Here is a 14,756-nt window from a genome sequence, read left to right as displayed (position 1 = left end):
AATTTCAACGATTTTTCCCCCCTGATCAGTGCACGTAGAAACCTCGATCTGGGAAAAGGCCAATACCAGAATGTCTATGCGATCACGTGTGATGCCGATCCTGCGCTGGGTGGCGCCCATCTGCTGGTGGGCACCTATGAGGTTGCGGGAGATTATGTGGCGGCGCTGGGCGCGCTACCGGCCAAAATTCAGGAGGGCGTAGGCACTGGTTTTGTCGTCCAAAGAAACTGGCGGCATTACGACTACCAATTCCTGGAAAGTAGTCAACGACGCTCGTTCGACGATTTTGCGGGATCAAAGATTGAGGATAATTATGGAGGCAGCTTTTATGTGGGCGGCTTGGTGAATCTGGTCTTGGGCAAACTCATCGTCACCCAGGACGAAACCACGGGCCGCTACAAGATCACTTGGCACCCCACCCCCGAACTCGCCGCCACCGAAGTAAAGCAATAACTCACGCAATACCCTCCCAGCCGTAGCAAGCCAGCAAGAAAAAGCCAATGCCGCCCCAACCGGAGCGGCATTGGCATTGCGACGCGAGCAATAGCAGCGCCCTAGCCGGCGGATGCGCGCTCAGTGCACTTGGCGCAGCGGCTGCGCCGACAACTCCGCCTTCAGTTCCTCGCGCCGCGCGTCCAGACGCTGGCCCAGCGCCTTCAGGTCCAGCGACTTGACCTTGGCCAGCTGCGGGAACATTTCCTTTTCCTCTTCCTTCACGTGGTGCAGCACGTATTCGCTGAGCACGGTGTAGAGGGCTTCGTAGCGGGTGGAGCCGGCGTCGCCCGCTTCCAGTTGCGCGATCAGTTCCTTGGCGCTGGCGTGCTCGATCTCGGCTTCGTCCAGCATCACGCCTTCCTGGCGCAGCGCCTGGCGCGCGGCGGGGTAGAAGATCTCTTCCTCGATCTGAGTATGGATCTTCAGTTCCAGACAGGTTTCGGCGGCGATGCGCGCCTTCTCGGCCTTGCCCTGGGCGCTCTCGAACGCCTTGAACAACTTCTTCACCTTGGCGTGATCGTCCTTCAGCGATTTGATCGCGTCGCGCTGGGTGCTGGCGCGGCTGCGACGCTGCGTGGTCGATTGCTCGCTGGTGGCACGCGAGGCGCTGCGGCGGCTGGCCGAGGATGGCTTGCTCCGCGCCGCGCCGGTGCTGGCGGCCTTGGCGGCGGCGGGCTTGCGGGGCGCGCTGGACGACTTGCTGGTGGATGTGGATTTCATCTCCGGCTCCTTGCTGGGTGTGACGGCGGTTTGCCAGCGTCCACCGTACCGCCGACGGCGCGGCTGTCGGCGAAACGCGGCAGTGCATGTGCGTCCAGCGCGCATCCCGCGTCGGCGATCTCCCACGCGCGCCAACGACGGCGGGCCTCCCGAGGGAGGCCCGCTGCGAGCGACGGATGCGGCGGCGACACCGCCGTCGTCGTCAGAAGATCAGGTACACCAGCAGCAGTACGGTCAACGGTACGCCCAGCAACCAGGCGATCAGGTATTTGCCCATGATGGCTTCCTCCTCACGAGGGCGCGCCGGTGCGCGCCGATGAGGATCAGCCTACCGGGCGCAACCGGCCCTGGCTGTCGGCGGCGCGGGGAACCCGGCGTCGGCGTTGTCCGACCGGCCGGACCGCGCGCATCACACCCGCGCCTCGTGGCGCTGGTAGCGCCGCGCCGCGCGCCACAACGGCTCGGGCCAGATGCGGCTGGCCTGGCCGGCGGCGCCGAAGGCTTCGAAGCGCGCGATGCAGACGTCGCGCATCGCGGCGATGCCGTCCTTCAGGTATTGGCGCGGGTCGAAGTCGGCCGGGTGTTCGCTGAAATGGCGACGGATCGCGCCGGTCATCGCCAGCCGCAGGTCGGTGTCGATGTTGATCTTGCGCACGCCGTAGCGGATGGCGCGCTGGATGTCCTCCACCGGCACGCCCCAGGTGGGCTTGAGATCGCCGCCGTAGCGGCGCACTTCCTCCAGCAGCGCCTGCGGCACGCTGGAACTGCCGTGCAGCACCAGGTGGGTGTCGGGAATGGCTTCGTGGATCTGCCGCACGCGGTCGATGGCCAGCACTTCGCCGGTGGGCGGGCGGGTGAACTTGTACGCGCCGTGGCTGGTGCCGATGGCGATGGCCAGCGCGTCCACGCCGGTGGCGGCGACGAAATCGCGCGCCTGCTCGGGGTCGGTGAGCATCTCGTCGTGACTCAGCACGCGCGCGGCGCCGACGCCGTCCTCGGCTTCGCCGGTGCCGGTCTCCAGGCTGCCCAGGCAACCCAGCTCGCCCTCGACCGACACGCCGCGCTCGTGCGCCAGCCGCACCACCCGCCGGGTGACGTCGATGTTGTACTGGTAGTCGGACGGCGTCTTGCCATCCTCGCGCAGCGAGCCGTCCATCATCACGCTGGAGAACCCCAGCTCGATGGCGCTGACGCAGACCACCGGGCTGGTGCCATGGTCCTGGTGCATCACGATCGGCAATTCGGGATGGCTTTCCACCGCGGCCTGGATCAGGTGCTTGATGAACGCCTCGCCCGCATATTTGCGCGCCCCGGCGCTGGCCTGGAGGATCACCGGGCTATCGGTCGCCGCCGCCGCCGACAGGATGGCCTGGACCTGTTCGAGATTGTTGACGTTGAACGCCGGCACGCCGTAGCCGAATTCGGCGGCGTGATCCAGCACCTGCCGCAGGCTGACTAGGGACATGGTGTGCTCTCCGTATTTTGGTGCGTCGCAACAGAATGTAGTCACCCGTACAACGACTACACATCGGGAGTTGCCGCATTGGGGAAAGCACTGAAACCAGTTGGGAGTGGAGGATAGGACCAGTTTGCTGGGAAGGGGGAAGGAAACCCAAACCCCACGTCTTGAAACACAGAGAGCACAGAGAACACGGAGATTCACAGAGAAAACCACGCGAGTCGGCATTCCCACCGTGATCAAGCGGGCAAGGGATGCCTTTCGCCTTCTCCGGTTTTCTCCGTGCTCTCTGTGTCCTCTGTGTTTCAAGATTTAGGGTTTGGGTTTTACCCTTCCCCCTTCCCCTCTTCTCCCTTCCCTAGCGCCTCAATCCACTTCGTAGGTCACGCCGCCCAGGCCGTCGGCCTTGAAGGTCAGGCCGACGCTGAATGGCTTGCCGCAGGCGGTGGCGGTCCAGGTTTCGTGCCAGGTGCCGGCCAGCAGGGTGTAGTTGAGCGGCGGCTCCAGTTGCAGCACCAGGTAGTCGGCGCCTTTCACTTCGCCGTCGATGCGGGTGGCGGAGAGGTCGAGGTTTTCGTCGTCGCATTCGGCGGCGTGGGCCTGGGCGCGCAGGATGTCCTGCACCTTGGGGTCGAACAGCGCCTGGCGGCGCTGGCGCAGCGACGGCAGGCTCTCGCCCAGCGCCATCGCCTCGGCCCATTCCGCTTTGCCGCCGCGCTCGAACCACTCGGCGCGCTGCCTGGCGGTCAGGCCCGATGCCAGGTTGCCCAGCTCGGTGACGATGATGTTCACCGCGCGCTCCTGGCCTTGCCGGGCGGACTTCATCATCCACTCCGCCGCCTCGCGCTCCAGCGGGCGCTGGCTGCCGGGCTTGGCGGCCTGTGCCTTGAGCTTGGCGCGGTCCACCCGGCCATCGGCGCCCATCAATTGCTCGGCCGAGCGCGCCATCAGCGCCCCGGCCAGCAGGAACTGCGCCTCGGGGTTGCCCTTGACCGCCATCGGGCGCAGCACCTGCTCCGCGGCGGCGGCGTCGGGCTTGCCGCCCTGCCCTTGCAGGTAAAGCTGCGCCAGGATCAGGCGCGTGTAGTCGGTGGCGCTGCCGTCGGCCACGTCGGCGCTCGCCACGGCGAACGCAAGGTCGAAATCCCGTTTTTCCACGGCGCGCTCGACCATCCCTTCGCTGGCCGCCGCGCCCGCCGCCCAGACGAGCAGCATCACACTGGCAATACGTTTCATCGCTCCATCCATCCTTGCACCTGCCCGGCTCGGGGCGGTGGTTTGTTGTGTGCTGGTTCCAAAAACAAAGACGCCGGCCCGAAGGCCGGCGTCCAGTCTACCGCAGCGCTACGACGATCAGCCGTTGTAACGCGCTTCCAGCACGGCTACCGCCGGCAACTGCTTGCCTTCCAGGAATTCCAGGAAGGCGCCGCCGCCAGTGGAGATGTAGCTCACGTCGTCGGTGATGCCGTACTTGGCGACGGCGGCGAGGGTGTCGCCGCCGCCGGCGATGGAGAAGGCAGGGCTGGCGGCGATGGCGCGCGCCACCACCTCGGTACCCTTGCCGAATTGATCGAACTCGAACACGCCGACCGGGCCGTTCCAGACGATGGTGCCGGCCTTCTTCAGCACCTCGGCCAGCGCCTGGGCGGAATCGGGGCCGATGTCGAAGATCATGTCGTCGTCGGTCACCTGCGCCAGCGGCTTGGTCACGGCCGGCTCGGCCGCGTCGAACTTCTTGCCGGTCACCACGTCAGTGGGCAGCGGCACGTCGCCGCCGCGGGCGCGCAGCTTGCCGATCACCGTGCGGGCGTTATCCACCAGATCGGCCTCGGCCAGCGACTTGCCTACCTTGTGGCCTTCGGCCAGCAGGAAGGTGTTGGCGATGCCGCCGCCCACCACCAGTTGATCCACCTTGTCGGCCAGCGATTCGAGGATGGTCAGCTTGGTGGATACCTTGGAGCCGGCGACGATGGCGACCAGCGGGCGGGCCGGGTTGGCCAGCGCCTTGCCCAGCGCATCCAGTTCGGCGGCCAGCAGCAGGCCGGCGGCGGCCACCGGGGCGAATCTGGCGACGGCGTGGGTGGAGGCCTCGGCGCGGTGCGCGGTGCCGAAGGCATCGTTGACGAACACGTCGGCCAGCGCGGCATAGCGCTTGCCGAGGTCTTCGCTGTCCTTCTTCTCGCCCTTGTTGACGCGCACGTTTTCCAGCAGCACCAGTTCGCCCGGCTTGACGGCGTAGCCTTCCCAGTCGGCGATCACCGGCACTTCGCGGCCCAGCAGTTCGGCGATGCGCGCGGCGACGGGCGCCAGGCTGTCCTCGGGCTTGAATTCGCCCTCGGTCGGGCGGCCCAGGTGGCTCATCACGATGACGCCGGCACCGGCGGCCAGCGCGTGCTCGATGGTGGGGATCGAAGCGCGGATGCGGGTGTCGTCGCCGATCACGCCATCCTTCACCGGCACGTTCAGGTCGGCGCGGATCAGCACGCGCTTGCCGGCCAGGTCCAACTCGGTCATTTTGCGGAATGCCATGGGGATCACCTCGAATGGGGTACAGAACAGGAAAAGAAGTATTTGCTCAAATTGCCCATGCGCTTGGCGCGCTACGCAGGCTTACAACACGGGGATACCATTGCTAAACGATGCGCCGGGCCATGAAACACGGCGCCGGCGAGCCGCCGATCGGTGCGCGGTGTGCCATGCTTAAACACCGACCCACCCCCGCTTTTCACAGCATGTCGTCCAGCCTAGGCCGGGCTTGCGGCAAATGAGCAAGAAACCGAAAAAAGACCGCCTTCCATCCAGTTGGCGGTAAGCCCTGAAGTCTAGCACAGCACATTTTCTCCCCATGACCGAAGCTCCCGCGCTCTTGCGCAATCGCAATTTCCTCCTGATCTGGCTCGCCAGCGTCATCGGCAACTTCGCACTCGCCATCGCCATGCTGGCCGAGACCTGGTACGTGGTGAACCACCTGGGCGCCAAGGAAAAGCTCGGCCTGGTGATGATCGCCGGCTCGGTGCCGCGCATCGCGCTGATGGCGGTGGGCGGCGTGGTGGCCGACCGCATGAAGCGCGGCCGCATCATCGCGGTATCGCTGGCGGTGCGCGTGGCGCTGCTGTTCGCGCTGGTGGCGCTGCTGGCCGGCGACCTGCTCAACATCTGGGTGCTGACGGGTTTTGCCTTCCTCTACGGCTCGCTCGACGCCTTCTTCTGGCCCGCCAGCGGCGCGGTGCTGCCCGGCATCGTGCGCGAGACCGACCTCACCCGTGCCAACTCGATCATGCTGACCACCAACCAGATCGGGCTGGTGTTCGGCCCGGTGGTGGGCGGCGCGCTGCTGGCGCTGCTGTCGTACGAATGGGTGTTCGCGATCACCGGCTGCCTGCTGGCGGTGGGCGTGGTCGCGGTGCTGTTCCTGCAAGAGCCGGCGGTGGTGCGCGCGCGCCAGGGCGCGCACATGCTGACCGAACTGAAGGACGGCCTGACCTACGCGCTGAACCAGCCGGTGCTGCGCGCGTTGATGATCATCTACGCCATCGCCAACCTGCTGTTCATGGGGCCGCTGGGGCTGGGCATTCCCATCGTGGCCAACGACAACCTGGCCGGCAACGCCGCCACCCTGTCGTTCATGCAGAGCGCCTTCGCCGCCGGCATGGTCACCGGCGGCCTGCTGCTCACCATCTATCCGCCGGTCAAGAAGCGCCTGCTGATGATCGTGGTGGTGATCGCGCTGGAGGGCGTGGTGCTCAGCCTGCAATCGCACAGCTACTGGCTGTACGTGTCGGTGGCGTTGCAGTTCCTGCTCGGCTTCGGCGTGGTGTCGAACAACGTGCCGATGATGTCGCTGATCCAGCAGTACACCGACCGCGACAAGATCGGCCGGGTGATGAGCCTGAACAACATGGCGTCGATGGGGCTGTCGCCGATCTCGTACGCGCTGGTCACCGGCATGTTGTCGCTGCACATCGGCATCGGCTGGATCATGCCGCTGTTCGGCATGACCATGGCGGTGCTGGTGCTGGCGATGGCGGCCAGGAGCTGGACCATCCGTCACATCGACTGAACCGCACACCCGGCCCGCACCGCCGCGCGCGCGCCGCGCGCCTAGAATCCACGCCCATCCTGTAATCGAAGAGGATGGCCGCCATGCGGTTCAGGCGCTTCCTCGCGGCGTGGCTGCTGTGCGTCGCGGCCACCTGCGCAGCCCGCGATCCGGCCCCCCGCCTGGTCGCCTATTTTCCGTTCTGGGCCAGCTACAGCCACGGCAGCATGCTGTCCGACGCCCCGGCCGAGCGGCTGACCCACCTGATCTACGCCTACGCCGACCTGCGCGCCGACGGCACCCTGCTGCCGGGCGACCGTTTCGCCGATCTGGTGAAGATCCAGCCCGGCGCCAGCGGCGCGCTGCGCCAGGGCAACTACGCGCTGATCCCCGGCCTGCGCCAGCGCAACCCGCAGCTCAAGGTGCTGATCGCCATCGGCGGCTGGAACTGGACGCGCGGCCTGTCCGACGTGGCGGCCGATCCGGCGCGGCGGCGCCACTTCGTCGCCTCCGCCCTGGCCTTCTTCGAGCGCTACGGCTTCGACGGCATCGAGATCGACTGGCGCTTCCCGGTGGTGGGCGGGCACCCGGACGCGGTGCGCCGCGACGACGATCTCGCCAACTACCAGCTGCTGTTGCAGGAACTGCGCCACGGTTGCGACGCGCGCGGCGGCTGCCAGATCGCCATCACCCTGCCGCCGCAGCCCGCCATGCGCGCGCCGGGCGACTACCGCGCGCTGATCGCGCCGGTGGATTTCGTCTCGCTGATCGGCACCGACTTCCACGGCGCCTGGAGCCCGCGCACCGGCCATAAATCGCCGCTGCACGGCGCGCCGGGCATCGCCGAGGCCATCGACGCGCTGGTGGCCGCCGGCGTGCCACGCGGCAAGCTGGTGCCGATGCTGCCGGCGCAGGGCGTGAGCTGGATCGGCGTGCCCGCGCCCAACCACGGCCTGGACCAGCCGCATCGCGGCGCGCCATGGGGCACCTGGGACAACGAGAAGACCGGCCCCAGCGGCACCTACACCCTGGCCGAGATCGCCCGCATGGCCGCCGAGGGCGACTTCGTGCGGTACTGGGACGACGCCGCCCAGGCCGAAACGCTGTACAGCCCGGTGCGCGCGCAGTTGATCTCCTACGAAAGCCCGCGCGCGTTCTCGGCCAAGCTGGATTTCGTCGACCGCGAGCGACTGGGCGGCATCGGCCTGTGGGAAGTAAGCAGCGACGAGCCGGGCAGCGCCGGCCTGATCGGCCGCGCCTACCGCCATTTCCATCCGTGGCAGGCCGCTTGGCTGGGCCTGCGCGAAGAAGCACCTCTGAGCCTGCCGTGGCTGACCGCCCTGGCCACGCTGGCTGCGGCGGTGCTCGCCCTGGCGTGGCGGCTGCGCCGCAGGCGGCGGCGCGCGCTGCACGGCGAACTCATCACCCGCGACGAATTCGCCGCCATCCTCGCCACCCTGCCCGACGACCTGCGGCTGGCCGCGCACATGGCGCAATGCGCACGCAGCCGCGGCGCAGCGCTCTTGCCGCCCGCCGCCAATGCCCGCCTGCAACGGCTGGCCGGCGACAGCCTGGCACTGTGCGCACAATTGCAGCCGCTGGCCGACAGCGTCACGCCGCGCCGACTGCGCCCGGCGGGGCAGGAGCTGGCCGACCTGCAACGCTTCACCGCCCAGTTGAGCGGCGAACGCAGCCTAGAAGGCATGCTCGACGCCATGTTGCGTTTCCTGGCCGACGACGACCGCGTCGATGCCGCGCAGCGCCTGGAAGCGGACGACCCCGCCGAGGTCCCGGGCGACGAGGTGCTGGTGCTGTCGCCCGACCGTTGCCAGGCGCTGGTGCGCCACGCCACGCTGGCCGACCAGCAACTGGCGCTGCGCTTCACCGCGCCGCTGAGCGACACCGAGGAAATCTACTTCCGCAGCCTGTGCAACCAGGTGGTGCTGGTGCGCCGCCAGTTGCAGACGCTGGCGCGGCAACCGCAGCTGCTGTCCGAGCTGTACGACGTCGCCAGCCGTCGCGACAAGCTGCAATTCATCCGCGCCGACCGCGGCTACAGCGGCATCCACGCCAGCGATCTGGCGTCGCCGATCCACATCACGCTGCGGCTGCGCGCGCTGCGCCTGTACTTCGACGACAGCCAGCTGGTGCAGGTGCACCGCTCCTACCTGGTGCGGCCCGGCGCGGTGGAAGGCGTGCGCCGCGCGCGCGGCGGCGTCGAACTGTTGATCGGCCGCCACGCCGTGCCGGTCGCCCGCCCCTACCTGTCGTCGCTCAAGCAGCGCTTCCCGCAGTGGTTTTTGCTGTGCGATTCGTGAAACGGCAGTGCGCCATACCCTCCCCCATCCCCTTGAATCGACAGCATTTCTCCTTATCCATCGCTGCAATTGGTGAATCGCCCTCCGCCGCCGCTTGGTGGCGCGCGGCGCAGCGGCCATAGTCTGCCCACGGCACGACGCCGTGCCCCGAAGCGGCCACCGACGAGCCGCCGGGCCAAGACACACAGGATGGAGACGAGCAATGAAAGCAAGAGCAATGCTGGCGGCGATGATCGCCGCCTTGGGCCTGGGTGCCGCGCACGCCGCGACGCTGCCGGCCTGGACCGACGGCCAGCACTACGCCGTCGGCGATGTGGTGCAATACCAGGGCAACCGCTACCAGGCGACCATCGCCCACACCGCGTGGACCGGCGCCGGCTGGAACCCGGTGGCGGCGGTGTCGCTGTGGCGCACCATCGGCGCCTGTGTCGGTGCCGATGGCGGCGACCAGTGCAACCCGCCCAAGCTGACCAGCGCGGCCTGGACCACCTGGTCCGGCGGCGCGCGCGGTGCCTACAGCCTGGTGCACGACGACTTCTGCTCGCTGAACGCCGCTCAGGACGGCCAGTTGCTGTACGCCGAGCCCGAGCTGAACAAGCGCGGCCTGCGCGCCGGCTTCGCCGTCATCACCGGCGCCTGCGACACCACGCACTGGGATGCCGCGCGCCGCCTGCGCGCCAAGGGGCACGAGCTGATCAGCCACAGCCGCAACCACTACAACGCCAACACCCCCGCCTGGAACAGCGACACCGAGCTGCAAGGCTCGTCCGACGACATTGCCGCGCACCTGGACGGCTATCGCCCCACCTTCTTCGCCTGGCCCAGCGACATCGCCCCCGACGCGCCGGTGGCCGCGCTGCGCGCCAATGCCGGCTACCTGGGCGGCCGCGCGTACAACCGCGTCGACGAGAACGGCAACATCCAGTACGGCATGGCCGGCGGCCTCAACGCCGCCAACTTCGCCGACGCCTACGCCGCCAAGTGGGATCTGTTCACCCAGAGCGGGCAGTGGTCGCTGTACGAAGGCCAGCCGGGCGAGAACCTCAACCTGCACGTCGACGCCGCGATCAACCAGGGTGGCTGGGCGCTGCGCACCACGCACGGCGTGGCCGACGGTTCCTACGAGACCGTGCCGCTACCGCGCTACCTGGCGCACCTGGACTACGTGAAGGCCAAGGTGGACGCCGGCGAACTGTGGATGGCACCGCCGTCCGAAGTGGTGCGCTACCGCTTTGCCCGCGAGGCCTGCGCGCCGACGCTGGTGGGCGAGGACACCGTGCGCTTCGCCGACAACGCCACCTGCCGCCGCTACGCCACCACGCTGACGCTGGACTTCGCCACCGACCGCGCCGCCGCCACCCTGGCCGCGTCGCAGGCCGGCCACGCGCTGACGGTGAAGACGCTGGCGCCGGGCCGCTACCGGGTCGAGGCCGACCCGCTGGCCGGCGACGTGGCCATCGCCGCGCGCTGATGCCCCCGGGCCGGCCCCGCATGGGGCCGGTCCAGCCCGCAGCATCCACGGCCCGCATTGCGGGCCGTGGTGTTTCCGGTTCCGGCTCAGCGGCCGATGCCGGCCGCGCCTTCGATCAGCGCCAGCGCCACGCGCTCCACCCGGTCCAGGCCGGGGACACGCGGTGGTGGTGGGGTGGCGCGCCGGCCGCGCAGGGCGTCGGCGAAGTGCGCCAGCACGGCGGGATGCACGTACGACGCCTTGCACACGGTCGGCGTGTTGCCCAGGCGTCCGGCCACCTGCTCCACCACGGTCTTCAAGCAGCGGCGACTGCCGGCGGCGCTGCCGCACGGCGCGCTGTCCAGGCACAGTGCGGTGGCGTCGCGGGTGGCGCCCCAGGTGCGGAAATCCTTGGCGCTCACCGACACGCCGGCGGCCTCGCGCAGGTAGTCGTTGAGATCGGCCGCGTGTACGGCGCGCACCGTGCCGTGCTCGTCGCGATAGCCGAACAGGCGCGTGCCCGGCAGCGCGGCGCAGCGCCGCAGCACACCGGCCAGGGTGCGGTCGCGCAGGCTCAGCACGTGACGCACGCCCGACTTGCCGCGAAACCGCAGTTGCACCAGTTCGCTGCCGACGCGCGCGTGGCGCTTGCGTAGCGTGGTCAGGCCGTAGCTGCGGTTGGCGCGAACGTATTCCTCGTTGCCGACGCGGATCAGGGTGCGCTCCAGCAGCCGCGCCAGCGCGGCCAGCACCTTGTCGCGCGGCAGGCCGCGTTGCGCCAGGTCGCGCTCGATGCGGCGGCGCAGCCTTGGCAGGGCGCGGGCGAAGCGCGCCAAGTGCTGGAATTTGTCGGCCGCGCGCGCCAGTTGCCAGTCGTCGTGGTAGCGGTATTGCTTACGGCCGCGCGCGTCGCGGCCGGTGGCCTGCAGGTGGCCGCGCGGATCTGGGCAGATCCACACTTCGCCCCAGGCCGGCGGAATCGCCAGCGCGCGGATGCGCGCGAGGGTGGCGGCATCGGTGAGGCGGGCGCCGTCGGGGTCGTGGTAAACGAAGCCGCGCCCGCAGCGGCGACGGCGATAGCCGGGCGCGTCGTCGCCGACACGCACCAGCTTCACCTTCAGCCGCCCTCCCGCAGCGGCAGATGGGCAACCAGCCGGGTGCCGGTGCCGGGCATGCCCTGCAACTCGATGCCGCCGCCGAAGGCCAGCAGCCGCTGGCGCATCGCCGCCACGCCGTGCCCCTGCGCGGGGCGCGCCGCGGCGCCCTGATCCAGCCCGCGGCCGTCGTCGCGCACCGTCAGTTGCACATAGCCGTCGCACTCGGTCAGTTCGATGGCGACTTCGGCGGCGCCGGCATGGCGCGCCACGTTGTCCAGCGCCTGCTGGGCGACGCGGTACAGCGCCAGGGCGGCGGCATCGGGCAGCGGCGGCAATGGCGCGGGGATGTCCAGGTGGGTGGTCCAGCCGTTGCGGGTGCCGGCTTCGTCCAGCAGGATGCCCAGCGCGTCGCCCAGGCCCAGGTGGGCCAGCGCCGACGGGCGCAGTCCTTCGATCAGGCGGCGCTTCAGGGCGATGGCTTCGTCCAGCAGCGCGGTCACCCGCACCAGCCGCTCCTGCACTTTTTCGTCCTGGGCACACGCCTGGCGCCGCACCCACGACAGGTCGAGCTTGGCGGCGGTGAGCTGCGAGCCCAGTTCGTCGTGCAGGGTGCGCGCCAGCCGCTCGCGCAGGGCTTCGTCGTCGCCGATCAGGTGCTGGGCCAGGGCGCCCAGTCGTTCCAGGTCCTGGCCGGGATAGAGCGAGGCGACCAGTTCCTGCGCCAGCAGCATCACGCCGCGCACCTCGTCGCCATGGCCGGAGATCGGCACCAGCGTGCATTGCCAGCGCTGTTCCACGGCGGCGGCGGCGCCGGGCAGGTGATGCAGCGCGACGGTTTCGCGCGCGCCGCCGTCGCGCACTCGCAGCGCGGCGTCGCGCAGCACGCGGCAGGTGTCGTCGGCCAGCGCGGGATCGAAGGCCCCGCGACCGATCAGGTTGGTGGCGGCCAGGCCGGTGGCGGCCAGCCAGGCGCGATTGGCGGCGACCACCACCAGCGCCTGGTCCAGCACCAGCAACGGGGCCGGCGCCTCGTCGAACAGAAGGTGTTCTTCCATGGGGTCAAAGCTGCGCGTGCAGGCGAGCGGCCTCGTTCTCGATGGTCTGGATCGCTTCTTCGAAGTGCAGCGACTTGTCGAAGAAGTAATCGACGCCGAGCGCGCGGGCGCGCTGCTCGTAGATGGGGAAGGCATGGTTGGTCAGCACCACCCGCACCGGGTCGTGCGGGTCGGGCCTGGTCTGCGCCAGGTAGCGCAGCACTTCGAAGCCGGTGCCCACGCGCAATTCCAGATCCACCACCACCAGGCCGAAGTGCTGCTGCTGCAATTGTTGCAGCGCCTCTTCCGCAGTGGCGGCGGTGGCGGCGAACACGATGTACTCGGTACCGGCCAAGGCGTCGATCAGGGCTTCGCGAATCACTTCGGAATCCTCGATCAGCATCACCCGCACGGTATCGGTCGCGACACCCTCGCGTATTGTTGTTTGTGTTTCTGACATCATCGGGCACGTCTTCTGTCTTGGCACGCCCGCACCCACCCGGCACGCAACGAGGCCCTTGCAACTGGATACTGGACAAGCCGCCTGTTCTTGACCGTGGGGGCGTTGTCCGCTCTCGGCCGCGACGCCCTCGCGCCGCGCGCCGGTAAGCCGCTCAACTGATCAATTCGTTCTTGATGGCGTAGTACGTCAAATCCGCATTGGTCTTGAGGTTCATCTTCTCCAGCACCCGTGTGCGGTAGGTACTGACGGTCTTGACGCTGAGGAACAACTCCTCGGCGATCTCGGTCGGCGATTTGCCACTGGCCAGCTTGAAGAACACCTGGAACTCGCGTTCGGACAACGTCTCGTGCAGCCGCTTCTCGCTGGGATGCGTCAGTTCGGTGGCCAGCAGGTCGGCCAATTCCATCGACAGGTAGCGGCGTCCGGCGCAGATCACGCGGATGGCGCGGATGATCTCCTCGGGGTCGGCATCCTTTGAAAGATAGCCGCGGCAGCCCGAACGGATCAGGTTCAGCGCGTATTGTTCCTGGGCGAAGCCGGACAGGATCAGCACCGGCATTTCCGGGCAGATGCGTTGCAGGTCGCGCAGCGTGTCGACGCCGTTCTTGTCCGGCATCGAGATATCGAGGATGGCGATGTCGAAGTTGTCCTTGCGCACCTGCTGCAAGGCTTCCAGCCCCGACGCGGCCTCGCCGGCGACGGAGAGGTCGTCTTCCATCTCGATCAGGGCGCGCAGGCCCGAGCGCACGATCTTGTGGTCGTCCACCAGCAGTACGCGTTTCTTCATCATCTGTTTCAAAGCTCCACTCCAGGGCCGTCCTTGCGGCCCCTCTTCAGGACATGCGCCACTTTGCGGGCAGGCCCCAGTTTAGCCGTTCGGGCGAGGGTGAGCGTCATCAGCCCCGGCGGCCGAGCCAGTCCGACAGCTCGTCGGCGTGTTCCTCTTCCACCGCGAGGATGTCCTCCAGCATGCGGCGGGTGGTCGGATCCTTGTCGCCGATGAAGCGCACCAGCTCGCGGTAGGTGTCGATGGCGATGCGCTCGGCCACCAGGTTCTCGCGGATCATCGCCTCCAGGCTGTCCGGCGCCACGTAGTCGGCGTGGCTGCGCGTGGTCAGGCCATCGGGCGAGAAGTCGGGCGAGCCGCCCAGCTGCACGATGCGCTCGGCGATGCGGTCGGCGTGCGCCAGCTCCTCGTTGGCGTGGACCAGGAATTCCTCCGCCACCGGCTCGGACGACAGCCCGGACGCGGTGAAGTAATGCCGCCGGTAGCGCAGCGCACAGACCAGCTCGGTGGCGAGCGCGTGGTTCAACAGCTCGATCACCTGCTGCACGTCGCCGGCGTAGGTGAAGGTACGCGCCCCTTCGGCCACCTGCTGTCGGGCACGCTGGCGGATGGTCTGGATGTCGAGTTGGAAAGCTTGCATGTCGTGACTCCTGTCACCCCCGTCGGCACCGCCTGCGTGCCATCGAGGATGTGTGATATAAGCGGACGACCCGCGGTTCAGGACCAGCCTCCGGCCAGCAGTACGGCCAGTGCGGCGGCCAGCAACAGCAGGCAGGCAAGCCGGGCGACCGGCTCGGCCCCGGCGGCGATCCCGCCGTAGCCGAAGGCGCCGGCCACCGCCGCGATCAGCAGGAACGCCACGGCGTAATGCACCATGCTTTCCCCCTCGCGGCC

Annotated in this window: 14 protein-coding genes; 4 read left to right on the top strand and 10 right to left on the bottom strand. The window is 68.5% G+C overall.

The window, feature by feature from the left end; translation table 11 throughout:
• A partial coding sequence (locus C556_RS23150) for a hypothetical protein (protein ID WP_026263118.1) occupies positions 1–453 on the top strand: 453 nt, incomplete at its 5' end.
• Positions 454–573: 120 nt separating this feature from the next.
• On the opposite strand, the gene C556_RS20570 is transcribed toward C556_RS23150, so the two are convergent.
• From C556_RS20570 to C556_RS0114655, 4 genes are all read right to left on the bottom strand, one after another.
• Entirely contained in the window at positions 574–1,215 is a 642-nt protein-coding gene (locus C556_RS20570; RefSeq protein WP_018749010.1) for a hemerythrin domain-containing protein, read from the bottom strand.
• Between the two features lie 409 nt (positions 1,216–1,624).
• The gene (gene fba / locus C556_RS0114665; protein WP_018749009.1) at positions 1,625–2,680 is read right to left on the bottom strand and encodes a class II fructose-bisphosphate aldolase; all 1,056 of its coding nucleotides are present in this window, start codon (positions 2,678–2,680) and stop codon (positions 1,625–1,627) included.
• A gap of 360 nt (positions 2,681–3,040) precedes the next feature.
• Positions 3,041–3,910 (bottom strand): SEL1-like repeat protein, encoded by an 870-nt coding sequence (locus tag C556_RS0114660; RefSeq protein ID WP_157236198.1) that lies wholly within the window; start codon positions 3,908–3,910, stop codon positions 3,041–3,043.
• Positions 3,911–4,027: 117 nt separating this feature from the next.
• Positions 4,028–5,203: a phosphoglycerate kinase gene (locus C556_RS0114655; RefSeq protein WP_018749007.1), complete on the bottom strand. Its 1,176-nt coding sequence runs from the start codon at positions 5,201–5,203 to the stop codon at positions 4,028–4,030.
• A 316-nt stretch (positions 5,204–5,519) separates the two neighbouring features.
• Here C556_RS0114655 and C556_RS20565 point away from each other — a divergent pair, with 316 nt between their 5' ends.
• From C556_RS20565 to C556_RS0114640, 3 genes are all read left to right on the top strand, one after another.
• Positions 5,520–6,734: an MFS transporter gene (locus C556_RS20565; RefSeq protein ID WP_018749006.1), complete on the top strand. Its 1,215-nt coding sequence runs from the start codon at positions 5,520–5,522 to the stop codon at positions 6,732–6,734.
• A gap of 83 nt (positions 6,735–6,817) precedes the next feature.
• Entirely contained in the window at positions 6,818–9,031 is a 2,214-nt protein-coding gene (locus C556_RS0114645) for a glycosyl hydrolase family 18 protein (protein ID WP_169338628.1), read from the top strand.
• 202 nt (positions 9,032–9,233) lie between these two features.
• A complete protein-coding gene (locus tag C556_RS0114640; protein WP_083930613.1) occupies positions 9,234–10,502 on the top strand; it encodes a carbohydrate-binding protein in 1,269 nt (422 codons plus the stop codon).
• Between the two features lie 86 nt (positions 10,503–10,588).
• On the opposite strand, the gene C556_RS20560 is transcribed toward C556_RS0114640, so the two are convergent.
• From C556_RS20560 to C556_RS22640, 6 genes are all read right to left on the bottom strand, one after another.
• Complete coding sequence (locus C556_RS20560) at positions 10,589–11,596, bottom strand: DNA topoisomerase IB (protein ID WP_018749004.1); 1,008 nt, start codon at positions 11,594–11,596, stop codon at positions 10,589–10,591.
• Positions 11,597–11,598: 2 nt separating this feature from the next.
• Entirely contained in the window at positions 11,599–12,633 is a 1,035-nt protein-coding gene (locus C556_RS21795) for a sensor histidine kinase (RefSeq protein WP_018749003.1), read from the bottom strand.
• Positions 12,634–12,637: 4 nt separating this feature from the next.
• Positions 12,638–13,075 (bottom strand): response regulator, encoded by a 438-nt coding sequence (locus C556_RS0114625; RefSeq protein ID WP_026263116.1) that lies wholly within the window; start codon positions 13,073–13,075, stop codon positions 12,638–12,640.
• A 151-nt stretch (positions 13,076–13,226) separates the two neighbouring features.
• Positions 13,227–13,865: a response regulator gene (locus tag C556_RS0114620; protein ID WP_211214735.1), complete on the bottom strand. Its 639-nt coding sequence runs from the start codon at positions 13,863–13,865 to the stop codon at positions 13,227–13,229.
• Between the two features lie 106 nt (positions 13,866–13,971).
• Positions 13,972–14,502 (bottom strand): ferritin-like domain-containing protein, encoded by a 531-nt coding sequence (locus C556_RS0114615; protein WP_018749000.1) that lies wholly within the window; start codon positions 14,500–14,502, stop codon positions 13,972–13,974.
• Between the two features lie 77 nt (positions 14,503–14,579).
• Positions 14,580–14,738: a DUF1328 family protein gene (locus tag C556_RS22640; protein WP_085951166.1), complete on the bottom strand. Its 159-nt coding sequence runs from the start codon at positions 14,736–14,738 to the stop codon at positions 14,580–14,582.
• Positions 14,739–14,756: the final 18 nt, after the last annotated feature.

This window comes from Chitiniphilus shinanonensis DSM 23277, assembly GCF_000374805.1.
In the GTDB taxonomy this organism is placed as follows: Bacteria; Pseudomonadota; Gammaproteobacteria; order Burkholderiales; family Chitinibacteraceae; genus Chitiniphilus; species Chitiniphilus shinanonensis.
Note: the sequence above shows the minus strand (reverse complement) of the source record. Positions and strands in the feature narration are given on the sequence as shown.